Here is a 22,772-nt window from a genome sequence, read left to right as displayed (position 1 = left end):
GCAGCTGCTGCGGCCATCGTAACATCGCGCTGGACCGCTCCCACGGTGGGGGCTTCGCTCGCCGAGCGGTCCCGTCGGAGAGCTCGTCCGCTGCCTACTCGCTGTCGAGGAAGACCCCGACCCGTTCACCGTCGTACACGAACTGCAGCGCGGTCGCTGAGGGGAAGCGCTCGCTCAGCTCCTTGGGGACATTGCTGTCGAAAGGCACCTCGACGGTCGCGGGGAACGTGCCGACGGCGCACCCGGTGTACGTGGGCCCGTCGTAGCTCCATCCCGAGGAGGAGTCGAAGTCATCCTTGTCGGGCACCTGATCCCAGCGGGCGACGGTGAGGCAGTCCTCTCCGACGGAACCGTTGAAGTACCCGCCCGCGCTCTCCACGAGAACCAGCCCGTAGAAGTCGAACACGGCGGAGCTCGGTCCCACCCCCATCCACCCGGCCGGGATCTCCCTGGTCGATGTCGCGTCGAGTGTGGTGATCTGCGGAGCCCCCGAAGACGAGGCGACGGGGGTGACCTTCACGAGTGCGAAGGTGACGGCCGCCGACATCACGGCCGCCGCCACGATCGCGACCACCCACAGGATCCTGGTCGTGCGCACCGTGAACCAGGCCGCCAGCTTCTCGGCTGGTTCCTGTTTCGGCGCGAGCGGATCCGTCGCATCGACGGCGGCATCGGCGAACACGTCGAGTTCGTCCTTCTCCGCTTCCTGCGCGCTCTGCTCCGGCCGCGCCTGCCTTCGAAGGGGCTCGGGTGGTCGAATCGGCTCGGGCTGCCGCACGGGCTCGATCTCCGACGCGAAGGCGTCGGCGTCACCGGCGGATGCCCTCGGCTTCGTCATCGCCTCCAGCTGCTGGAGGCGATGCAGGGCGGCAGGATCGCTCTCGATGTCCGCCGTCGGACCATAGGCGCGGGCCCGGAGGGCGCGAAGCTCTTCATCAGCCGCAGTGCTCATCTCCGGCATCGTCTCACAGGCCGCCGGGTCAGCCGCAGAAGGCCGAGGCCGAGTCCTTGAGCTGCTCGATCGCCTCGACCGTCTCCGGGGCCTGCAGGTCTGTCATGCCGCCGATCTGGGTGGCGCCGGAGCGGATGAGGTCGCCCAGCTGTCCGTCGACGTTCGCCGCGAGCCCCTCGAGCGATGCGACGAGCTCGTCGCGCGCCGCGTCGGCCTGCTCGGCCGAGATCTCGCCCTGGTCGAGCAGCGCCTGGTACTGCCCGTAGGCGTCGTCGATCGTCGTGCACGTCGCCTGGACGTCGACCCCGATCGCGTCGCCCGCCATCTGCGTGACCTGCGAGCAGCCGGAGAGGAGTCCGGCGGTGAGTCCGGCGGCGAGGACGAGAGGAAGGACCACGATTCGGCGCATGGCCTGAGGGTAGCGGCTCCACCTGACGGCCTCCTGCGGCCGATATCACCGGGGATGAACGGCGCGCCGAAACGCGCGACCTCGGGCGGGAACATGACGATCGGCGCGGCTCGTGGGTCAGGAGCTGCCGGCCGTCGCATCCAGCTTCGCCATCACCTGGTTGATCGTGAACGACGCCGACTCCTGCCGCGCGGGGAACTCCACGAGACTCTGCAGCATCCGCGCGACATACGCCTGCGCCGGCACGAACAGGAAGATGTGGTCGAGCACCCAGTCCCAGTAGGTGTTCGACGTGATGTCGGCCCGCTCGTAGGGGTCTGTGCGGAGGTTGAACAGCTTCGGGAAGCGCAGCTCGACATAGGGCTCCTGCCAGACGAGCAGGGTGCCGGCGGCGCGCTGCTCGAGGAACACCACCTTCCAGTTCTCGAACCGCAGCGCCGTGAGGTCGCCGTCGTCCGACACGTAGAAGAAGTGGCGACGCGGACTGTGTTCGACGGCACCCGTGATGTAGTCCAGCTGGTTGTTCCCGTCGAGGTGCACTCTGAAATCCGTGCCGTGCAGCTCCGTGCCTTCCTTCAGGCGCTCGGCGATGTCCGCGTCTCCGGCCGCGGCCAGCAGCGTGATGAACCAGTCGTTGTGGCTGACGATCCCGTTGAGCGTCGTCCCCGCCGGAATGCGCCCCGGCCAGCGGACCATCGCGGGCACGCGGTAGGCGCCCTCCCAATTGGAGTTCTTCTCGTTGCGGAACGGCGTCATCCCGGCGTCCGGCCAGCTGTTCATGTGCGGGCCGTTGTCGGTGGAGTACATGACGATCGTGTTCTCGGCCAGCCCGAGCTCGTCGATCAGGTCGAGCAGGCTTCCCACGATGTCATCGTGGTCGAGCATCGTGTCGTGGTAATCCGACTGCCAGCGTCCGGCGCGCCCCTTGCTCTCTTCCTTGGTGTGGGTGCGGAAGTGCATGTGCGTCGAGTTGAACCAGACGAAGAAGGGAATGTCGTCCTGCGCCTGGGTGCGGATGAAGCCCGCGGCCGCATCGCGGAACTCCTCGTCGACCGTCTCCATCCGCTTCTTCGTCAACGGCCCGGTGTCTTCGATGCGCTGGGTGCCGTCGGCGTTCGCCCAGGAGTGGAGCACGCCGCGGGGACGGAACTTCTCACTGAAGCCGGGGAATTCCTCATCGGTCGGGTAGTCGGGGTGCTCGGGCTCCTCCTCGGCGTTGAGGTGATAGAGGTTGCCGAAGAACTCGTCGAAGCCATGTGCGGTCGGCAGGTGCTCGTCGCGGTCGCCGAGGTGGTTCTTGCCGAACTGCCCGGTCGCGTAGCCGTGGTGCTTGAGGGCGTCGGCGATCGTGGGATCCTCCGGCTGAAGACCCAGTCTCGCGCCGGGCATCCCCACCTTCGTGAGTCCGGTGCGGTAAGGGTTCTGCCCGGTGATGAAGGCCGCGCGCCCCGCGGTGCAGCTCTGCTCGCCGTAGTAGTCGGTGAACTTCACGCCCTCGTCGGCGATCCGATCGATGTTCGGCGTGCGGTAGCCCATGAGGCCGTCGGAGTACGTGCTCAGGTTGCTGATGCCGATGTCATCGCCCCAGATGATGAGGATGTTGGGCTTGTCCGCCATGACGACTCCTTGCTAGACCCGCGAAACGGGGGCGATCGCCCTCCGTCGAAGCCAAGCACTCCCTCACGGGTGCGCCCAGAGGCGCCTCACTCGGAACGGGTGAGGCGGAATCCGATGTGCGACATGCCGGTGTCCTCCGCCTGCGGCGAGCGCGCGGCCGGACGGAAGCGCAGGCAGTAGTCGGGCGAGCAGAGGTGCGATCCGCCCTTGAGCACCCGACGCGGAATGTCGGGGAACCCCTCCTGCGCGCTCGCGGCGGCGAGCAGGTTCGTGCGCTTGCCCGGGTCGACCGGGGCGTCGGAGAGGCGGAGGTGCCGCGGCGTGTAGAAATCGGTCGTCCACTCCCAGACGTTCGCGATCATGTCGTAGAGGCCATAGCCGTTCGGAGGGTACGAGCCGACCGGGGCCGTGCCGCCCACGCCCTGGTTGTCGTAGGGGAAGCGTCCGAGCCAGGAGTTCGCCTGGGCGATGCCGCCCGGGTACGCCTCGTCACCCCAGGCGAAGGGGGCGCCGTCCACTCCCCCGCGTGCCGCGTATTCGTGCTCGGCCTCGGTCGGCAGCCGCATCCCCACCCAGTCGGCGTAGGCGACCGCATCCTCGAACGCGATGTGCACGACCGGATGCTGCAGCAGATCGTCGATCGAGGAGTCGGGTCCGAACGGCCGGCGCCAGGACGCCCCCGGCTGCCAGCGCCACCAGTTGCGCCATTCGCGCAGATCCGTCGGGCCGGACGTCGGCGTGAACACCATCGCACCGGGCACCAGGTCCGCGGGGTCGGCTCCGGGGAAGGCCGCGGGATCGAGCTCGCGCTCGGCGACCGTCACGTATCCGGTCGCCTCGACGAATTGGGCATACTGCGCGTTCGTCACCTCATAGCGATCGATGAAGAACGGGGCGACCTCGCGCTGATGGGCCGGTCGCTCGTCCGGGTAGAAGTCATCGGAACCCATCAGAAACGTGCCACCCGGGATGTGAACCATGTCGCGCGAGTTCGTCACGTGCTCAGCGTAGTGTCGGGGTTCCCCGGCACCCTGGCCGATCTGGAAGGATCATCCTCATGATCACCGTTCATCTGCGCTACGAGATCGATCCGGACAAGCTCGACGACTTCACCGCGTACGGACGCACCTGGATACGCCTCGTGGAGAAGCATGGCGGCACCCACCACGGCTACTTCCTGCCGAGCGAAGGCGACAGCGATGAGGCCTTCGCGCTGTTCACCTTCCCCTCCCTGGCGGAGTACGAGGTCTATCGGACCGCGTCGAAGACCGACCCGGAGTGCGTCGAGGCATTCGACTTCGCCCGCAGGACCGGGTGCATCCGCCGCTACGAGCGCCGCTTCCTCAGCCCGGTCTTCGACGGGGTATAGGTACGAGAAGGCGGGTTTCCGGTACGAGGGCCGCCAACGGGACACGATGTTCTGGGACGGCGAATGGGTCGACTCCATCCTCATGGCGGTGCTGAGCACGGACGAGCATCCCCTCGCTCCTTAAGCTGGAGGCGATGTCTGACCTCCGAGCACCCGCGAACGCCCCCATCGTCGTGATCGGCGCCGGTGTGATCGGCGCCTCCATCGCTCACCATCTGGCTCGCGCCGGACGCGAGGTGGTCGTGCTCGACAGCGGAACTCCGGGCACGGGAGTGACAGCCGCTTCATTCGCCTGGGTCGGCATCGCCAAGAGCCCCGCCGACGCGTATGCGGGTTCGCTCCGCGAGCGTGCGCGGCCGGAGTTCGATCGCGTCCTCACCGAGATCACCGCGCCCATCGGGCTTCGTCCGTTCGGTGCTCTCACGTGGGAGGAGTCCGAGGAGCGGACTCGCTCCTTCGTCTCCGACCACCAGGCTGCAGGGCACCGGATGAAGCTGATAACGGCGCACGAGGCGCGGATGCGGGAGCCGAGCCTGCGCGACGTGCCAGACGTGGTGGCATACGCCCCCGACGATGTGGGGGTCGATCCGGTCGCCTTCACGCGCGCCCTTCTGCAGAGCGCACAGGAGCACGGGGCGGAGGTGCGCACCGGCACCACCGTCCTGCGGATCGTTCACGATGACGGCCGCGTTCGTGGGGTTGCGACCGACCGAGGTGTGCTCGCCGCGAAGAGCGTCGTCCTCGCGGCCGGCACCGCGTCGACCGGCCTCGCCGCGTCGGTCGGAGTCGATATCGACGTCGCGGGGTCTCCCTGTTGCCTGCTGCGCTTCTCCACACCCCGCCCGCTCGTGCGGGGCATCCTCTCCGCCCCGGAGTTCGAGGTCCGCCAGCTGGACGACGCCACGCTCCTCGCCGCGGAAGACGTTCCCGCAGGTTTCTCCGGTGACCCGAGAGAGCTCGCCGTGGCCACTCTCGCCGCGATCCGCCGGTCCTTCGTCGACGCCGACGACGTCCGCCTCGAACATGCCGTGATCGCCGACCGACCGATGCCGGCGAACGGACAGCCGCTCGTGGGCCCGGTGCCGACCATGCCCGGCCTCCACCTGGCGATCGCCCACCCCGGCGTGATCCTGTCCGCCGAGATCGGACGCCAGGTCGCCGCGGCCCACACCACGCCCTGAGGTCTCCTCCACACGCGATCAGACGTGGAGGGGGTGATGACGTCGTGGATCACCACGAGCTGTTCCGGTGAGAACACGTCGACGTAATCGTGTGCTGCTCTCTCGCTTGAGGAGAGGGCCTCAGTGGGGCGCTCCGCACGGGGATCGTCTGCATAGCTCGAAGCCCGGGAGACGGGTGTGACTGCATTGTAATTCCCGCTTCTCGGGCGCATAATCTGAACAACAGGACATGGCGTCAGCGAAGGAGCTCCCATGAGTGACCAATCGGAAGACTCGGGGCTGTTCTCTTCAGCCTCAGGTCCCAGCGGTGCGTCGATCACCGACTGGACGGATCTCGGACGGGAGATGTGGTCCTATCTCACCGGTCGTGGGGCAGCTGTCAACTACACGTTCGAGGACATGACGGTGGAAGTGCCCAGAGACATCGGACCTGACGCGCCCCGGGCGACCTGGAAGTTCAACGGCACCCTTCGGGTCACCACCAGCGACAGCGCCTCGGGCGAATCTCGGTCCGACTGAGAAGACCGACGCCGATGATCCATCTCGATATCGACCTGCAGGTGGAGCAAGCCGCCGCGGACGGCGGCCCTCCGACGAGGTTCGAGGTGCACGCTGCGGGCCGCGAGATCGTCATCACCTTCGAGTCCTCCTCCGGCTTCGGAGGGATGGGACGCCACGAACTCACTCAGCTCGGTCCACTCGCCGACGGGCTCGCCCGACGAGGTATCCGCGTGCGTGTGGAGGGCCCGAAGGGGACTTTGGTTCAGTTCGGCGACGTGAAGTCCGGTCCGGTCGGTCGGGCGATCTCGGGCTCCACGCACATCCGGCTCGGGCATCTCACCACGTTGCTGTCCGAGGCGAAGCAACGGGAACGCGGTGATGGCTTCCAGCTCCCGCTTCCCCCACCCACACTGTTCCCTCTCGTGCCCACTCTGAACCGGCGAGTACCGCGGCGAGTGACCACGACCCACTATCTCCCGGGTTCAGGTAGGCCGCGATTGATCTTCGCCGTCGGTGACGGCGACTGGGACCGCAGCAGACCACGAGAGTTCGATCTGCTTCCCGACCGGACGACGATCGGCTCCGATTCCAGTGCCGACCTCCGCCTCGAAGGCTTGAAGGCCATCCACGCTGAGGTGCGTCGCAACGAGGATGACGAGTACGTCCTCTACTCGTATGGCGCGACCGGTGGAGGTCGGCCGAACCTGCCGCACAGTTCCGACGACGCGAGGATCCTGCGCACAGGTTCACGGATCGAGATCGGATCATGGCGTCTGGCTTACTACCGTGAGGAGTTCGCCGACCACGGACGCCCGTTCGGTGGGCGGCAGGGCGGCGAGTACGAATTCCAGAAGCAGCAACCCGTGCGCCCATACGGTTCGGGGGAGCTCGGCTGACGCCGAGCCGAACTCCCCAGGTCCGCTGATCGGGACCACGCCCTTGGAGTCGGGCACTTCAGTCGATGCCGATCAGCCGGCGGCGATCCAGGATCGCGTGAAGCCAAGCACCCCGCTGCCGTCGGTGTCCGCGAGGGAGACCCCGACGAACCTGGTGGCACCCTCGGAGCTCTGCCAGCGGAACCGGTACTCGTCGGACAGGACCGCGTCTGCGATCGCCGCCCCCGCGGATTCGGCGGACTGCGCATTCGCGAACGCGCCTGCGGTGCGGGAGATGTAGGCGTCCAGGAGGGAGCCGTAGGGGCCACCGCTCTCCGGCCGGACGGCGTTGTCGACGAAGGCGCTGGCGACCGCGGCGGGCTCGATCACACTGACCCCGACGCCGAATCGTTCCGCGACCACCGCCAGCGACTGCATGAAACCCTCCACCGCGAACTTCGCTCCGCAGTAGGCGTCGGCGAACGGCTGGCCGACGGCTCCGCCGACGCTCGTCACGGTGAGGATGCGCCCGCTGCCGCGCTCGCGCATGCCCGGCAGCACGAGTTTGGTGAGGTTGACCGGCGCCAGGTAGTTGATGTCGAGTTGCGCCTGGACCTCCTCCATCGTCAACTGCTCGGCCGTCGCCACGCTGCCTTGCCCGGCGTTGTTCACGAGTACGTGGATGCCCCCGAGCTCCGCCTCGATCTGCGCCACCAGCCGTGCCGCGGCGGCATGATCCACCACGTCGAGAGCGCGCACATCGACCTCGACCCCCGCTTCTCCGGCCGCAGCCCGCAAGGCGCCTGCTTTCGCCGTGTCGCGCATGGTCGCGACCACGTGCAGCCCGCGTCGTGCCAGCTCGACGGCGGCGTGGAGTCCCATTCCCGATGACGTTCCGGTGATCAGTGCGATGTCGTTCATGAGGTGACTCTACGACGAGCCGCCCGGAGGCGGCGGGGTGCTCCGGGCTAGGATCCCAGAATGTCGGCGACGATCATGGAGGCACCGATGCCCAGCACCGTACGTCTGCGCGCAAGCGCGCTCCTGGTCGCAGGAGTGCTGGCCTGCGCCGGTTGCTCCGCGGCGATGCCCAGCCCGCCGGCGGCTGTCGGCGATGGCTTCCCCGGCACCTGCCTGCCGTCCGAAGTCTCCTGGCCCTCCGACTTCCTCGAGTCCCTGCCCGGAGAATCGGAGGCGATCGGCGGCACCATCGTGGGCCTTCGCCTCGAGTGGGTCGACTCCGACTTCGTGTGGCGGCTGCGCAGCGCCGACACCCGGGTCGACATGTTCGGCGAACGGGTCGACGATCCGGCCTTCGGCAGGGAGTCACTAGTCGACGTCCGCACGCTCGAAGTCATCACGACGGGCGAGACCGAGCTCACCGAGGCGGAGCAGCAGATGAACGGCAGCAGCGCCTACAGCGCGGCCCAGCTCTCGGGCGAGGAATACCCGAGTCCGCTCATCGTCGAGATGGCACGGGTCATGGAAGACGGCTCGCCCGCGTGGCGGCTGACCATGTGCGACACCGCCACGAACGAGATGACCGTCACGACTCTGGGCTGACCCATGTCTGCGCACACCCCCTCAGCTAACTTGCACGTTCGTGTGCACGTAACGTGTAAACTCGTCCCGTGAAACAGAGCTGGCGGATCTACAAGCGCGACGTCAAGAGACTCTCCCTCGTACCCAAAGCCTGGATCATCATCATCGGGGTGCTCATCACCCCGGCCCTGTACGCGTGGTTCAACATCAACGCGTTCTGGGACCCTTACGCCAACACCGCGAACATCCGCGTGGCGGTGGTCGATCTCGACGAGGGCGCCACCTCCGACCTCACCGGACACATCGACATCGGCGAGCAGGTGACCGAGCAGCTCCAGGACAACGACCAGCTCGGCTGGCAGTTCATGGGCGAAGACGAGGCCCAGGAGGCGGTGAAGAAGGGAGACGTCTACGCCGTCATCGTCATTCCCGCACAGTTCAGTGAAGATCTGCTCAGCATCACCAGCGGCGACTTCACCCAGCCAGCACTGCAGTACTACGTCAACGAGAAGGCCGGCGCGATCGCGCCGAAGATCACCGACGTCGGCGCCTCTGAACTCGACAAGCAGGTCACGACCGCCTTCAAGGAGCAGGTGGCGCTCGCAGCGACGAACGCCCTCAAAGACGTCGGCGACTCCACGGAGCTGCGGCTGCTGAACGCCAGGGACAACACCCTCAACGCCTTCGACCAGGCGACCCAGACCCTCTCGTCAGCGCGCGAGAACCTCGCAGAGACGCAGGAGGGGCTCACATCCTCCCGCGGCACCCTCTCGTCAGCGCGGAGCACGCTCGGCGATGTCGACAAGACGCTCGGCGACGTGCAGAAGTCGCTCGTCCAGACGCAGTCGATCATCGCCGAGACGCAGAAGGAGGTGATCGCCTTCACCGACAGCGCCACCACGGCGTTCCTGAAGGGCACCACCCTGCTCGCCGACGCCTCCTCGAAGGCGAACGTCTCGATCACCCGTCTCACCCAGAGCCTCGAACAGGCGGGCGTGCGCATCGACGCCGGGATCGACGACGTCTCGAACGTGCTGAAGGCGAACGAGGCGGCGGCCGCCCGACTGCAGACGCTTCTCGACAACACCGACCTCAGCGACGACACGAAGCAGCGCCTGACCGAGGTCATCGCCTCGCTCCAACAGCGCAATGCCACCGACCAGCAGCTGCTCGCGGATCTGAAGACCCTGAAGGCCGGTGCCTCCGACACCGTGGCTTCCGTTCAGGCGGCGGCCGATGCCGTGGACCAGGCGATGCAGGACACCCGGGATGCCTCGGCGGCGATGCGCGACATCCTCACCCGCACCGTGCCCTCGCTCAACAGCGCCATGTCGCAGCTGTCGGCGAGCGTCGGATCGTTCTCGGCGGCGCTGGACGCGCAGAAGGGCGTGCTCGCACAGGCCGATCAGCTGCTCGCCGGGCTGGACTCGCAGCTCGTGGCCACGTCGGCGGCGCTGCAGAGCTTCGACAACGACCTCGCGGGCATCGAGCAGGGACTGCAGACGTCGCGCACCGACGTCGTCGCCCTCAACGCCGCATCCGAGTGGGGTCTGCTCGGCACCCTGACCGATCTGGATCCCGAGCAGATCGCCCAGTTCATCTCCTCCCCCGTCGAGGTCGACGAGCATCTGGTGTTCCCCGTCGACACCTACGGGTCGGCGATGGCCGCGCTCTTCACGAACCTGTCGCTGTGGATCGGCGCCTTCGTGCTCATGGTGATCTTCCGCGTCGAGGTCGACACCGAGGGCGTCGAAGACGTCACCGTGCGCCAGGCCTACTTCGGCCGCTTCTTCCTCTTCGCGACGCTCGCCATCGGCCAGGCGCTGATCGTGTGCATCGGCAACCTCATCATCGGTGTGCAGACCGTCAGCGCCGCGGCCTTCGTCGGCACCGGTGTGCTCATCGCCCTCGCCTACGTGAGCATCATCTACGCGCTCTGCGTCGCATTCGGCCACGTCGGCCGGGGCCTGTGCATCCTGCTGGTGATCATGCAGATCCCCGGCGCGTCCGGCCTGTACCCGATCGAGCTGATGCCCGGGTTCTTCCGTGCGATCTACCCGCTCCTGCCGTTCTCCTACGGCATCGACGCGATGCGGGAGACGATCGGGGGCTTCTACGGCGGCCACTACTGGCGCTTCCTCGGCGCTCTCGCCGTGTTCGTCGCTCTCGCGTTCCTCGTCGGGCTCGTCCTGCGGCGCCGTCTCGCCAACTTCACCCTGCTCTTCAACCGCCAGGTGCTCTCGACCGACCTCCTGATCGGCGAGAAGGTGCAGGTCGTCGGCAGCGGATACCGGCTCACCGACGTCATCAGGGCGCTGTCGAACCGCGCCGAGTACCGCGAAGACCTCGCTCGACGGGCAGAGCCGTTCACCCGCCGCTACCCGACGCTGTTGAAGGCGACGGTGCTCACGGGAGCCGCGGGCCTCGTCGTGCTCGGTGTCCTCACCTGGGCGCTTCCCGAGTCGAAGGCACTGCTGCTGGGACTGTGGACCCTCTGGATCCTGCTGGTCATCGGATTCCTCGTGACCATCGAGTACATCAAGCACAGTTTCCAGAACGGCGAGGAGGTCGCCGCTCTCGACGAGGCGGAGCTGCGTCAGCTCGCCCTCGCGGGCCCCGCCGGCCATGCAGCGGTCCTGCCCGTCACGACAGCCGAACCGCTGCCTTCGACCTCATCCGCCCCGATCGCCGCGACCGCGGCCGAGGCCCCGGTGACGGATGCGACGTCCGAACGGGACGAACCGGCCGCCGGTATCGAAGCCGACGCCCTGCTCACGGAGTGGTTCGCTTCCGAACCACAGCCCGACGCCGCCCCGGAACCGGACCCCGGCGCCGAACCGGATGCCGAGCCCGTGCAGCCCGAGACGACCGCGGCGGTGGACGCCCCGGAGGACGAGGGACCGACACGAACGGCGGAACCGGAAGAGGACGAACCGGAAGAGGACGAACCGGCCGAGCACCAGCGAGCAGAAGGAGAGGACCGCGCGTGAAGGACATCCTGCACCTGACACTGCGCGACGTTCGTCACGCCACCCAGAACGTGATGGCATGCATCGTCCTTTTCGGTCTCGTCGTCATCCCCTCCCTGTTCACCTGGTTCAACGTGATCGCCAGTTGGGATCCGTTCGCGAACACGAAGGACCTGAAGATCGCGGTCGCGAGCACCGATGCCGGCTACGAGAGCGACCTCGTCCCGATCCGCGTGAACGTCGGGGAGCAGGTTCTCTCTCAGCTCCGCGGGAACGACCAGCTCGACTGGGTCATCACCGATGAGCACGACGCGATCGACGGGACGAAGTCGGGCGAGTACTACGCCGCGATCGTGCTGCCCGAAACCTTCAGCGCGGACATGCTGACCTTCTACGCCGATGGGGGCGACCGCACGCACATCGCGCTCTACACGAACGAGAAGAAGAACGCGCTGGCGCCGAAGATCACCGGACAGGGCGCGGAAGGGGTGTCGTCCGAGATCAGCGACACGTTCGCCCAGACGCTCGGCGACGTCGCGCTCGGCCTCGTCTCGTCGTTGTCGGACTACCTCACGGATGAGGACACGCAGGCAGCACTCACCCGGGTCGAGGCGCGCCTGGGGAGTGTGGGCGATCAGCTGCGCTCCGGTGCGCACACGGCCGACACCTTCACGGCTCTGCTAGAGGGGAGCCGGCCGCTGCTCGACAGCGCCTCGGCCCTGGTCGACACGGCCGGCGACGCGTTCACGGACACCTCGGGCGCGCTCGGCAGCGGGGTGGACGCGGCGAACACGCTGAAGTCCACTCTGCAGACGGCGGCACAGTCGCTCGCCGATGCCCTCGCGGCGACCTCGAACAGCTACGACGCCGTGGGACAGCGCATCGATGAGCTGTACGCCGCGGGCGACACTCTCAGCGGCGCCCAGGTGCAGGCGATCACCACAATCGCCGAGCGTGTGCAGCAGCAGGCCGATCAGTACGCGGCGCTCAAGAACACGCTGGAGACCGAGGTCGGACCGAACCTGCCGGAATCCGCGCAATCCGACTTCGACGCCCTGATCAGCCGACTCGACGAGGCGATCGCGCGGCAGCAGGCTCTGCAGGATCGCCTCCAGACGGCGGCGACCGACATCGCCGCCGGCAACGACGCGGCGCAGAGCTCCCACCAGGAGATCTCCGCCGCCATCGCCGAGGCCAAGAAGGCGCTCGCCGACGCACGGAGCACCTACGACAACGGCCTGAAGGCGCAGCTGAGTTCACTGTCGACGACTCTCTCCCAGATCGGGTCCGATGTCTCGGCGATCCGCTCCGACCTGTCCGGCATCACCTCGGGCCTGTCCGGTGCCTCCGATTCCGTGCTGTCCACGCTGTCGCGCGCTCAGGAGGCCACGACGCAGCTGTCGGCATCGCTGAACACGATGGCCGACAGGTTCGACGCCGTCCAGCAGTCGATCGCGAAGGCCGCCGACACCGGCGACCTCAGCGAACTGACCGGCGCCGACCCCGGTGTGCTCGCCACGTCTCTCGCCGAGCCGGTGCGCCTCGACCGCACCGCGGTCTTCCCCGTGGCGGGATTCGGTGCGGCCATGGCGCCGCTGTACATGATCCTCGCCCTCTGGGTGGGCGCGCTTCTGATGACCGTGACGATCCGCGTGGATGTGAACGCCGAGACGCTTCCCGATCGCCCTGAACTCACGCCGACGCAGAAGTACCTCGGCCGCTACGGCATCTTCGGTCTGGTCGGTCTCGCACAGAGCACGTTGCTGACCCTCGGGCTGATCCTCTTCGTCCAGGTCGAACCCGCGCATCCGCTTCTGCTGATCCTGGCGGGGTGGGCGATCTCGACCGTGTTCACACTCATCGTGTACACCGCGGTGGTCGCTTTCGGCAATGCGGGCAAGGCGCTCTCGGTACTGCTCCTGGTGATCCAGATCTCGGGCTCGGGCGGCGCGTACCCGCTGCAGCTGCTGCCCGACTGGTTCCAGAGCATCAGCCCGTTCCTTCCCGCGACCTACGCGGTGAACATGGTGAGGTCGGCGATCGCCGGCGTCTATCAGGCCGACTTCTGGTGGGCGCTGGGTGCCCTCGCGCTGTTCATCATCCCGGCACTGCTCCTCGGGCTCGTGCTGCGGCGCCCCCTGATGACGTACAACCGCAAGCTGGTCGAAGCCCTCGCCTCGACCAAGCTGATGTCCTGATCCCCGCGACTCCGCGAAAGGACCCGAAGTGACCGCACCGAATCCGCCGCGTCGACGCGACGCCCTGGCCAACCGCGAGGCCCTGCTGCGCGCGGCGCAGTCGGTGCTCGCGAGCAACCCCACGGCGTCGCTCGACGCGATCGCCCAGGCCGCAGGTCTCACCCGCCGAGCCGTCTACGGCCACTTCGCCGACCGCGACACCCTGCTGCGGGAGGTGATCGCCGCGGGTGCTCAGCGCTTCAACGCGATCGCCGAGACCACCGACGAGTCCGACCCCCGGGTGACCCTGGCACGGATGGCGACGCGTCTGTGGCGGGAGGCCTCCGCTGTGCGCGCATCGGCCAACATCGCCCTCGACGACGCACATCTGACCGACACCGTGCTCGCCCTCGCGCCGCTGCGTCACCGCATCCGCGATCTGACCCGGGCCGGTGTCGACTCCGGGGCGTTCCGCGGCGATATGCCCGCCGAGCTGCTCGCCTTCCTCATCGAGGAGACGGCGCGAGCCACGCTGCGCGAGCTGCGGCTCACCACTGCCGACGCCGACTCGACCGTCGTGCGCGTCGTGCTCAGCATCGTGGGGCTCTCGTGGAGGGAGCAGGCCGAGCTCATCAGCGCGCACCCCGAAATCTTCGCCCAGGACTGAGCCCGCGGGCGAGCGAAGCGCGAGACCCGTGATCGACGTCGATGAGCGGGACGCCCGAGGGGATGGCGCGCACCGCGCCGACGACGCCAGTCCCCTCGCGTCCGCGCGATAGCAGCGTCGCCGCCCGTGCGTCAAGGGACGGCGGACGATAGGAGCGCTCGCCTCGTGCGTGCGTATCGTGGAGGACACGAAGAGTCGCTTCAGCGCTCTGAGTCGGTCGAACCGGCGCGCATTCGGATTCTCTCTCGGGTCTGGGATGCGGCCCGGGGGTCGGTGCGCATGCGCAGCTTCTCACTCGATTTCGCCGGTCCTCCGCGTTCGGGTCGCGGAGGACCGGACAGTCTTCCCCCCGATCGACGGTATGGACGGGAGAATGGACGATATGTCCGCGAGATCCCGCCGGCCGCTGCTCTCCTCCGTGCGCCGCCTGCTGCACACCGATCCCTCGGCGGTCGCGCACACCGAGGCCATGCCGGTCATCGACGAGCGCACGGTTCCCCGGGTGCTCGATCTCGCCACGCGCATCGGAGAATCGATGTTCGCGGTCGGGGCCTCGGCGCACGAGGTCACGCTCGCCATCACCCGGGTGTGCGACGCCTACGGGATGCGGGGCGTGCAGGTCGACGTCACGTACAACTCGATCACGGTGTCGTTCCATCTGAGCGGCGAGGTCTGGCCCGAGACGCTCGTGCGCGTCGTGCGCGTCACCGCCCCCGACCACGCGAAGCTGCAGCGCGTGCAGGCCCTGGTCGCCGACATCGACGGTGGACTCGACCTCGAATCCGCACGCACGACGTTCCGTGCCATTCGACGGATGCCGTTCCGCTACCAGCAGCCCGTCGTCATCGTCGCCAGGGCACTTCTCGCCGTGGGCGTGAGCATCATGCTGGGCGCCTCGCCGATCATCGTCGGCCTCACCTTCGTCGCGGCCCTGTGCGCCGCACTCACGCAGGCCGGTCTCGCCCGACTGCGCGTGCCCCTGTTCTTCAGCCAGATCGCCGGAGGGTTCGTGACGACCGTCGTGGCCGTCGTGGTCTCCGCCCTCGGCACCGCGGGGATAGAGCCGTTCGTCGGCATCCGCCCTTCGATCATCGTCGCCTCGGGAATCGTGCTGATGCTCGCCGGCCTCACCGTGGTCGGTGCGGCACAGGATGCGATCGACGGCTTCGCGTTGACCGCGGGCGGACGCATCCTCGATCTGACGATGCAGACGCTCGGCGTGGTGATCGGCATCCTCGTCGGCCTGGAGCTCGGCGGCGTCCTGGGGTTCACCATGGGCCTGCCCGACGACCCTGCGCCGTTCGGCCCGCTCGTGAACCAGTTCGCAGGGGCGATCATCATCGCGGTGGCCGTGGCCGTGTTCAACGGCGCTGGCCTCCGCATCATCCTGGTCAGTGCGCTGCTCAGCGCCGTCACTCTCGCGGGCTACTCCGCCTCGGTCGCGCTGAACCTGCACCCGGCTGCGGCGAGCGCGATCGGCGCCCTGCTCGCGAGCTTCCTCGGGATGCTGATCGCCCGCAACCTCCACGTGCCCTCGGTCGCGGTGACCACCGCGGCGATCGTGCCCCTCGTTCCCGGTGTCGCCGTGTTCCAGGGACTGCTCGAGATGGTCCACGCCGCCGGCACCTCCACCGGCATGCTGCTCGCCGGCGGGTCGCTCATCGATGCCGCGGTCATCGGCATCGGCCTGGCATCCGGCGCGTCACTCGGCCTGTACCTGGGCACCCCGGTGCGCGCCACTCTCGCGAGCGTCGCGAAGACCCGCGCCCGCGTGCGCCGCTGACCCCACCCGGAGCGGTTCCGCGGCGCCCCGCCGAGAGTCGGAGAGCCGAGAGTCGGCTGGGGATTCCGGTGCTCGACGCCCGTTGCCGCATAGGCTTCCCCCGTGACTCCACCCCCGCCTCCCCCTCGGCGGACCATCACGTGGATCGCCGGCGGTGTCTTCGCGTGCGCCACGGCCGTCGTGTTCTGGGTCGTGTCGGTGTCTTCTGCCTCCTCGGGGGCGGCATCCGTCCTGATCGGACCGCTCGACGAGCTCAGTCTTCTCACTCTGTCTGTACTCCTGGCTTTCGGCTCCCTCGGCGTCGGCCTGTGGAGCATCGAAGCGCCGCCGAGGATGCTGCCGCTGAAGGTCATCGGCGTCGTGCTGGCCACGTGCGCCGGGGCCCTCGCTGCCCTCGCTGCGGTCTTCACGGTCGACGCGAACGTGACGCCCGTACTGCACAGGGGCTGCGACACCGGGTACGTGGTCGTCGAGCGCTCGTTCCTCATGGGATCGAGCGGCACGGTGTACCGGCAGGACGGGGCGTTCATCGTCACTCAGGTCGGGTGGTCATCCGGTGACAACGGGCACCAGCCGTTCTCGATGGGCGGCTACGCCGTGACGGAAGAGCGCGGCATGCTGACCGTCTCCTACGCCGTCAACCGCCCTGTCGCGAGCGCGGGGGTCACGGCCGGTTCCGGCACGTCGCTCTCGCTGCCGGTTCTCGACGACCGCACGCCGCAGTGCGGGCTGCACACAGCGAGGAGCGCCGATCAGGCTCCGTACCCGCCGATCCCCTCCCCCGAAACGGAGAAGTTGACGATGGAGAACGTCGACGGCGCGATGAGGGAGATGATCGGCGCATCGTTCGACGCCGCTGCGGGAGCGGTCGTCGATGCCTCGGGTGCGCCGCTGGACTCTTCCTCGCTGCCGTTGTCGTCGACACCCTGCCCGGAAGGCCCCGGCACGCAGCGCGAAGTGCAGATCGCGTTCCGCACCGACGACAACAGCCGATCTCTGGAACGGATTCTGGCGGTGTGGGACCAGGCTGGCTATGCGAAGGACCGGGCGATGCAGGAGGACATCCGCTACAGCGAGAGCCTTCCGGTGGCACGCGTGGGCATCAAGGACACCTCGAGCCTCGATGGGCTGATCCACTTGACGTCGACGTCGGTCTGCATCCCTCCCGCATAGCGTTCCCGATCGCTGCGCTACCACGGGACGAGTTGAGCAATATATCGGCTCCGACGTACAATTCTGCTGAATTCTGGCGGGCTGAAGAGCGCCCGTTGACCGCGCGGATGCCCGACCGGCACCGCCCGGGGGTGGTGCGCTCCTCGGCCGCCGATACCGGCCAACCGATTGGAGTGTTGAGATGTTCACGATGCCCGATCCCCGATTCGAGCTGAGGAAGATCACCGATACCGAGTGGCTGATCCTCGATCACCGCTATGCCCAGGATGACTCACGGCGCACGGTCGCCTGCGTCTATCAAGTCGATGCCGTCGAGGTCGAGGTCGTCTGGTTGCGCGACCTCCCGCTCGCGAGCTCCTACATGTCCGCAGCCGATGTGCTGGAAGACGTGCAGCGCTTCCACGCGCCCCGCCGCGCGGGTCGTCCGATCCCGATCCCGCACCTGCCACCCCTCGCCACCGCCTGACGGAGGTTCACGCGCAGACGGAATTCTCCGGGTGGACGCGCCGGCCTGTCAACGGGCAGGCGGGTGCGTCTCGCAGAGGCGAGACTGATCGATCACCACATCCATCGATCGGAGAATCTGATGTCAGACCCGCAGAACCACGACGGCGACACCACCGAGGTCGAGGCCGAGGGGATCGATCCCGACATGCCCTCGACCGATGACTCCGACGACGACGAGGAAGACGACGACGACGAAGGCCTCGACGTCGCCGACCTGCCGTAGCCGTCCGCGGACGGGAGACGCAGTGGCGGGTCAGCCCTGTCCGGGCTTTCCCCACATCTCCCCGGGGGCGAGGGACGGACATGTCGCGGAGGCGCTGAGGGCGGCGACCTCTGCGCGGATCGCGACGCCCGACTCCGCCTTCGAGACGGTGTAGACGATGCCCTGCTGCGACTCATCGGCCGGGATGTAGCCCACGAGCACGCCGTCGAGGTTCGGGTCCTCCTCCCACGGTGAGCCCCCCGCCGTGCTGACGAGGTCTGCCGTGGGGTTCTCCCGCAGCCAGTTGGCAGCCCCCGCGACTGTGGAGTCGGCGAGGGTCCAGTAGCACTCGAGCTCGGCGACCGGCCGGCACGGCCACCCCTGATACGAGTTGAACGAGGCGGGGCTGTCCGCCACGCGCACGGCTCCCGGTGGCACCACGGCCGCGTCCAGCCACGCCTGCGCCTGCTGCTCCGCGGCGGCATCGACTCCTGAGGTCTCGACACTCGGAGATGCGGTGGGTTCGCTGGTCGGGGCTGCGGCATCGTCACCGGCGCCGGTGGCGCACCCCGTCAAGACGAGGAGGGCGGAAAGGCTGAGGATCAGAGCGGAGCGCCGGTGCATGCCCCCACTATAGGGAGGGCGGTCCCCGCCGATCTCAGGCGAGCGGGTGGCGCGCACGCCTCCGGACGAGGAGCATCGCACCGGCCGACGCGAGCGCGATTCCGAACGCGACGACCCCGGGGCCGCCCCCGCCGGAGCGGGCGAGCTCTGCGGGAAGTGCCTGGTTGCCCTGTGCGACGGCCGGAGGCGGGAGAGCGACGACCTCGCGCGTGAGCGTCTGACGCTCCACCGGCACGGCGCCGCCACGAGCATCAGGGCTCGCGGCCTCCACGTCGACGACGATCGCTGCGCCGCCCGTGATCACCAGGGCGGAAAACGACACGGTCACGCTGTCTCCGGGCGCGATCGCTCCCGTCCAGCGCAGCACGTCTCCCTCGAGAACGGCGACGCCGGTGGTCGCGCTGATCGGACGATCGATGCGAGCCGCCCGCAGCAGCGATGCCAGATCGGCGGTGAGGGTCGCATCCGTCAGCGGTACGTTCCCGCTGTTCGTGAGCGTGAACTCGTAGCCGACCCGGTCGCCCGGACGCAGCGACGTGCCCTCAGCCGGCGATGCGGTCGTGTCGAGGTCGAGTCGCGGCGACGCCGCCTCGGTGACGCCGATGCCTGCGCTTGGCCCCGTGTACATCAGCAGGGTCGACGTCTGGGTCGATCCCGAAGGATCGTGGAGTGCATCCGAGACGCTGCCGATGGTGTTGAACAGCCCCACGAACCGACCGGCCTCCGGCACCGCGGGGTTGTCGGCGGGGAGGTAGGTGACGGCACCCGTGACCTCGCGCGGGGACGAGAGCAGATAGAAGGCACCGTCGATCGGGTTCGGGATCGTGGCGCTCACGACCGGGACACCATCGAGGGAATCGTCGCAGTCGAGGATGTAGTCGGAGCCGGCGACGAGAACGATGCCGCCGCTGACGGGGATGTTCACGGGCCCGGGGTCTGCGGCGAACTCGCGCAGCTGCACGGCGTCGCAGTCAGGTGTCGATCCAGTGAACGGAGCGCTCGGGTCGGCGCTCGCGGTCACCCACTGTCCGCCCCGTGCGGCGAGCGCGGAATCGCCTTCCGCCTTCGTCTGGACGACGAACCTCCCGGCCGAGGAAGGCGTCGCACCGTGGACCCAATGCCCACCGACGTGCTGGAACAGGTCGATGGACACCCCGTAGGCGACGTCGACGGTGTGACGCGCACCGTCAGCGGCGAACTCGGCGTGGTAGATCCCTCCCTCGGCGGCGAGGATCCCGCTGCCGACGACCTGGAGGAAGAACGTGAACGTGCCGCTCATCTTCCTGCTGTTCGCGGCGGCCTCGGTGAACGTTCCGGTCATCGTGTCGCCGTCGGCGCCGTGGGCGGTCACGACGACGTCGACGAGGGCCGCTCCCGAGGAATCCACGATCGATGCGTCTTCGCTCAAGACGACCCTGGCGCCGGCGGGCGCGCGCACTTCGAAGGTGTCGCCGGCGTTCGGGAGTTCCCGCTCCACAGTGAGGGTGACGGCGAGAAAGGGCAGGGCAGCCGAGGGGACCAGCGGATTCGACGCCTCATACGGAGCCACCGAGATGTCCGTGACCGTGGGGGCGGGTTCCGCGGCGAGCGCGGGGGCGTCGGCGATGCCGGCGATGCTCGCGGCACCGACGAAGAGACCGACGACGAGCGCGAGCGCGGATCGGCTGAGGGAACGACGGATCCCCGACGCGCGGAAGACCCCTGACACCTCGCTGATGTCGCCTATCCGAGCTGGTCGAGGACGAGTTCTCCGCGGGCGTTGAGGTTCTCCATCATGCGCTCGATCCGCTTCGTGTCGATCTCCGGCATCCTCGAGCCGTCGAACGCGAGGATCAGCGGAATCGCCGGATGCATCCAGATGGTGAGTCGGCCGGCGGGGTTCTTCTCCTCGGGCAGCCAGGTCATCATGAAGCTCTCGTGACGGCGGAGCTTCGTGCCGATCACGATCTTCAGGTGCGCCAACGTCGCATCGTCGACCTCGATCGGAGGACGAGAGCTGTTGTACTCGAGAGTTCCCATGGTCTGAGAATACGCGCTCCCGCGTGCCGCATCTCGTGTCGGCGCCGGGTCTCGATCGGGGATCGACGTGCACCCGTCGAGATCCGACCCGGTAGATCAGGCCCCGGCGGCGGTGAGCTCCTCGCGAAGCACAGCAGCGCCCGCGCTGAGCGCTCGCAGCTTGCCGCGTGCGAGGTCACGTGACAACGGCGCCAAGCCGCAGTTCGTGCTCGGGATGAGCTTGTCGGCGTCGACGAAGCGGAGCGCGTTCCTGAGGGTGTCGGCGACCTCCTCCGGGGTCTCGATCGTGTGGCTTGCCACATCGATGGCTCCGAGCATGACCTTCTTGCCCCGGATGAGCTCGATCAGGTCCAGCGGAACGTGCGAGTGGTGGCTCTCCAGCGAGACGATGTCGATGCTGGACTGCTGCAGCAGCGGGAAGGACTTCTCGTACTGCCGCCATTCCGAGCCGAGAGTCGCCTTCCAGTCCGTGTTCGCCTTGATCCCGTAGCCGTAGCAGATGTGCACCACGGTCTCCGCGCGCAATCCCTCGGCCGCCCGCTCGAGCATTGCCACGCCCCAGTCCTGCACGTCGTCGAAGAAGACGTTGAACGCCGGCTCGTCGAACTGGATGATGTCCACCCCGGCCGCCTCGAGCTCCTTCGCCTCTTGATTGAGGATCGTCGCGAACTCCCAGGCCAGCTTCTCGCGGCTCTTGTAGTGGCGATCGTAGAGGGTGTCGATCATCGTCATCGGGCCGGGCAGTGCCCACTTGATGGGCTGATCAGTCTGCTGGCGGAGGAACTTCGCGTCTTCGACGAACACGGGCTTCTCTCGGCTCACGGCGCCGACGACCGTCGGCACGCTGGCGTCGTACCGGTCGCGGATCCGCACGGTCTCCCGCTGGTCGAAGTCGACGCCGGAGAGATGCTCGATGAACGTCGTGACGAAGTGCTGGCGCGTCTGCTCCCCGTCGCTGATGATGTCGATGCCGGCCTGGCGCTGCTCCTGAACGGCGATGCGGAGCGCATCCTGCGTGCCCTCAACCAGGGCGTCGCCCTGCAGTTTCCACGGAGACCAGAGCGTTTCCGGCTCGGCCAGCCACGACGGCTTCGGAAGACTGCCGACGATCGAGGTGGGAAGGAGTGTGTGCATGATCGGTGATTCTCCGTTGGTCATCCGACGGGGACCAGGCACGCGTCGGAGTAGTCGGCGGCCCACTGCTCGAGCAAGGCACCGTGCGGCTTCATGAGATGCGCGTCGGCATACTGCCCCTGCTCGGTCGCGAGCCGACTGCGCTCGTCGCGGTCGTAGGCGATCTTGGTCACCGAGTAATCCTGCTGCTCCAGGGTCGGCCGGTAGATGCTCGCGGCTTCCGAGTTCGCGTTGTAGATCTCGGGCCGGTAGATCTTCTGGAACGTCTCCATCGTGCTGATCGTGCCGATGAGCTGGAGGTTCGTGTAGTCGCCGAGCAGATCGCCGCGGAAGTAGAACGCCAACGGCGCGACGCTGCCGCGCGGCATGAAGTACCGGACGGAGAGGCCCATCTTGCCGAAGTACTCGTCGGTCAGCGAGGGATCCTTCTGCTCGTACTCGACGCCGAGGATCGGGTGGTGGTTCTCGGTGCGACGGTAGGTCTTGCTCGTCGAGACGCTGATGCAGATCACGGGCGACACGGTGAAGCGCTCCTGATAGGCCTCCGAGTCGAGGAAGTGCTGGAACAGCTTGCCGTGCAGCTCGCCGAAGTCGGCGGGAACGCTGAACCCTCCTGCGGCCTCGCTGGCCGCCGGCAGTCGCACGCTGAAGTCGAAGTCGCGGATGTAGGACGAGAAGTTGTTCCCCACGATGCCGTGGCTGCGCGACCCGGTGAGACGGTCGAGGACATGGATGTCCAGGACCTCGAGCAGCGGGAACTCCTGGTCCTCACCCTCCGCGGCGAACTGCACCGCCACCGAGACGATCTCGAGTTCGACGGTGTAGCGGTCCCGGTCCGGGTTGTCCCAGTGCGCCAGATCGTTGAATCGGCGGTCGATCATCGTCAGGGCGTTGCGGAGATTCTGCTGACGATGCTCCCCCCGCGCCAGGTTGGCGAAGTTCGTGGTGATCCGGGAGTTGTCCGACGGCGAGTAATCCTCGTCGAAGCGGGTGGTCGTGATGCGGAAGGTGAATTCGGATGCCATGAGGGCCAATCGGAGGGTGATCGGCCGGGCTCGGCCTCACGAAACG

Annotated in this window: 22 protein-coding genes; 12 read left to right on the top strand and 10 right to left on the bottom strand. The window is 67.8% G+C overall.

Annotated features, from left to right (window positions below):
- Positions 1-94: 94 nt before the first annotated feature.
- The 4 genes from F6W70_RS02205 to F6W70_RS02190 form a co-directional block, all read right to left on the bottom strand.
- On the bottom strand, positions 95-952 hold the full coding sequence (locus F6W70_RS02205; protein WP_151485806.1) for a hypothetical protein: 858 nt from the start codon (positions 950-952) through the stop codon (positions 95-97).
- Between the two features lie 28 nt (positions 953-980).
- Positions 981-1,361, bottom strand: a complete 381-nt coding sequence (locus tag F6W70_RS02200; RefSeq protein ID WP_055874389.1) for a hypothetical protein — start codon at positions 1,359-1,361, stop codon at positions 981-983.
- Positions 1,362-1,478: 117 nt separating this feature from the next.
- The gene (locus F6W70_RS02195; RefSeq protein ID WP_151485805.1) at positions 1,479-2,978 is read right to left on the bottom strand and encodes an arylsulfatase; all 1,500 of its coding nucleotides are present in this window, start codon (positions 2,976-2,978) and stop codon (positions 1,479-1,481) included.
- Between the two features lie 86 nt (positions 2,979-3,064).
- A complete protein-coding gene (locus F6W70_RS02190; RefSeq protein WP_507236964.1) occupies positions 3,065-3,976 on the bottom strand; it encodes a formylglycine-generating enzyme family protein in 912 nt (303 codons plus the stop codon).
- A gap of 59 nt (positions 3,977-4,035) precedes the next feature.
- On the opposite strand from F6W70_RS02190, the gene F6W70_RS02185 reads away from it, so the two are divergent.
- The 4 genes from F6W70_RS02185 to F6W70_RS02165 all read left to right on the top strand — a co-directional run bounded on the left by F6W70_RS02185 (position 4,036) and on the right by F6W70_RS02165 (position 6,925).
- Positions 4,036-4,347, top strand: coding sequence for an NIPSNAP family protein (locus tag F6W70_RS02185; RefSeq protein ID WP_151485804.1), 312 nt, complete (start codon positions 4,036-4,038; stop codon positions 4,345-4,347).
- Between the two features lie 134 nt (positions 4,348-4,481).
- Positions 4,482-5,528 carry an NAD(P)/FAD-dependent oxidoreductase gene (locus tag F6W70_RS02175; protein ID WP_151485803.1) on the top strand — a complete coding sequence of 349 codons (1,047 nt, stop codon included), beginning with the start codon at positions 4,482-4,484 and terminating at the stop codon, positions 5,526-5,528.
- Positions 5,529-5,780: 252 nt separating this feature from the next.
- Positions 5,781-6,047, top strand: coding sequence for a hypothetical protein (locus tag F6W70_RS02170; protein ID WP_055865915.1), 267 nt, complete (start codon positions 5,781-5,783; stop codon positions 6,045-6,047).
- Positions 6,048-6,061: 14 nt separating this feature from the next.
- On the top strand, positions 6,062-6,925 hold the full coding sequence (locus tag F6W70_RS02165) for an FHA domain-containing protein (RefSeq protein ID WP_055865917.1): 864 nt from the start codon (positions 6,062-6,064) through the stop codon (positions 6,923-6,925).
- Between the two features lie 72 nt (positions 6,926-6,997).
- Here the strand turns inward: F6W70_RS02165 and F6W70_RS02160 are convergent, their stop codons facing one another.
- A complete protein-coding gene (locus F6W70_RS02160) occupies positions 6,998-7,825 on the bottom strand; it encodes an SDR family NAD(P)-dependent oxidoreductase (RefSeq protein WP_055865919.1) in 828 nt (275 codons plus the stop codon).
- Positions 7,826-7,912: 87 nt separating this feature from the next.
- Here F6W70_RS02160 and F6W70_RS02155 point away from each other — a divergent pair, with 87 nt between their 5' ends.
- The 8 genes from F6W70_RS02155 to F6W70_RS17750 all read left to right on the top strand — a co-directional run bounded on the left by F6W70_RS02155 (position 7,913) and on the right by F6W70_RS17750 (position 17,945).
- Entirely contained in the window at positions 7,913-8,467 is a 555-nt protein-coding gene (locus F6W70_RS02155; RefSeq protein WP_151485802.1) for a hypothetical protein, read from the top strand.
- A 68-nt stretch (positions 8,468-8,535) separates the two neighbouring features.
- A complete protein-coding gene (locus tag F6W70_RS02150; RefSeq protein WP_151485801.1) occupies positions 8,536-11,436 on the top strand; it encodes a YhgE/Pip family protein in 2,901 nt (966 codons plus the stop codon).
- Complete coding sequence (locus tag F6W70_RS02145; protein WP_151485800.1) at positions 11,433-13,613, top strand: YhgE/Pip domain-containing protein; 2,181 nt, start codon at positions 11,433-11,435, stop codon at positions 13,611-13,613. The genes F6W70_RS02150 and F6W70_RS02145 overlap by 4 nt, the downstream gene beginning before the upstream one ends.
- Before the next feature lie 28 nt (positions 13,614-13,641).
- The gene (locus F6W70_RS02140; protein WP_055865929.1) at positions 13,642-14,259 is read left to right on the top strand and encodes a TetR/AcrR family transcriptional regulator; all 618 of its coding nucleotides are present in this window, start codon (positions 13,642-13,644) and stop codon (positions 14,257-14,259) included.
- A 382-nt stretch (positions 14,260-14,641) separates the two neighbouring features.
- Positions 14,642-16,042: a threonine/serine exporter family protein gene (locus F6W70_RS02135; protein WP_127483012.1), complete on the top strand. Its 1,401-nt coding sequence runs from the start codon at positions 14,642-14,644 to the stop codon at positions 16,040-16,042.
- Between the two features lie 102 nt (positions 16,043-16,144).
- On the top strand, positions 16,145-17,215 hold the full coding sequence (locus F6W70_RS02130) for a hypothetical protein (RefSeq protein ID WP_151485799.1): 1,071 nt from the start codon (positions 16,145-16,147) through the stop codon (positions 17,213-17,215).
- 190 nt (positions 17,216-17,405) lie between these two features.
- Entirely contained in the window at positions 17,406-17,681 is a 276-nt protein-coding gene (locus tag F6W70_RS02125) for a hypothetical protein (protein ID WP_314473027.1), read from the top strand.
- A 120-nt stretch (positions 17,682-17,801) separates the two neighbouring features.
- Positions 17,802-17,945, top strand: a complete 144-nt coding sequence (locus F6W70_RS17750) for a hypothetical protein (RefSeq protein ID WP_170287843.1) — start codon at positions 17,802-17,804, stop codon at positions 17,943-17,945.
- 30 nt (positions 17,946-17,975) lie between these two features.
- Here F6W70_RS17750 and F6W70_RS02120 read toward each other — a convergent pair whose 3' ends face one another.
- The 5 genes from F6W70_RS02120 to F6W70_RS02100 all read right to left on the bottom strand — a co-directional run bounded on the left by F6W70_RS02120 (position 17,976) and on the right by F6W70_RS02100 (position 22,726).
- Positions 17,976-18,548 (bottom strand): hypothetical protein, encoded by a 573-nt coding sequence (locus F6W70_RS02120; protein ID WP_151485798.1) that lies wholly within the window; start codon positions 18,546-18,548, stop codon positions 17,976-17,978.
- 34 nt (positions 18,549-18,582) lie between these two features.
- Positions 18,583-20,256, bottom strand: coding sequence for a DUF7927 domain-containing protein (locus F6W70_RS02115; protein ID WP_151485797.1), 1,674 nt, complete (start codon positions 20,254-20,256; stop codon positions 18,583-18,585).
- Between the two features lie 14 nt (positions 20,257-20,270).
- The gene (locus F6W70_RS02110; RefSeq protein WP_017829372.1) at positions 20,271-20,567 is read right to left on the bottom strand and encodes a DUF7882 family protein; all 297 of its coding nucleotides are present in this window, start codon (positions 20,565-20,567) and stop codon (positions 20,271-20,273) included.
- Between the two features lie 96 nt (positions 20,568-20,663).
- A complete protein-coding gene (locus F6W70_RS02105) occupies positions 20,664-21,701 on the bottom strand; it encodes a methionine synthase (protein WP_151485796.1) in 1,038 nt (345 codons plus the stop codon).
- Positions 21,702-21,721: 20 nt separating this feature from the next.
- On the bottom strand, positions 21,722-22,726 hold the full coding sequence (locus tag F6W70_RS02100; RefSeq protein WP_055865944.1) for a DUF1852 domain-containing protein: 1,005 nt from the start codon (positions 22,724-22,726) through the stop codon (positions 21,722-21,724).
- Between the last annotated feature and the right edge of the window lie 46 nt (positions 22,727-22,772).

It is taken from the genome of Microbacterium maritypicum, from assembly GCF_008868125.1.
Classification (GTDB): Bacteria; Actinomycetota; Actinomycetes; order Actinomycetales; family Microbacteriaceae; genus Microbacterium; species Microbacterium maritypicum.
This window is presented reverse-complemented; position numbering and strand designations above follow the sequence as displayed.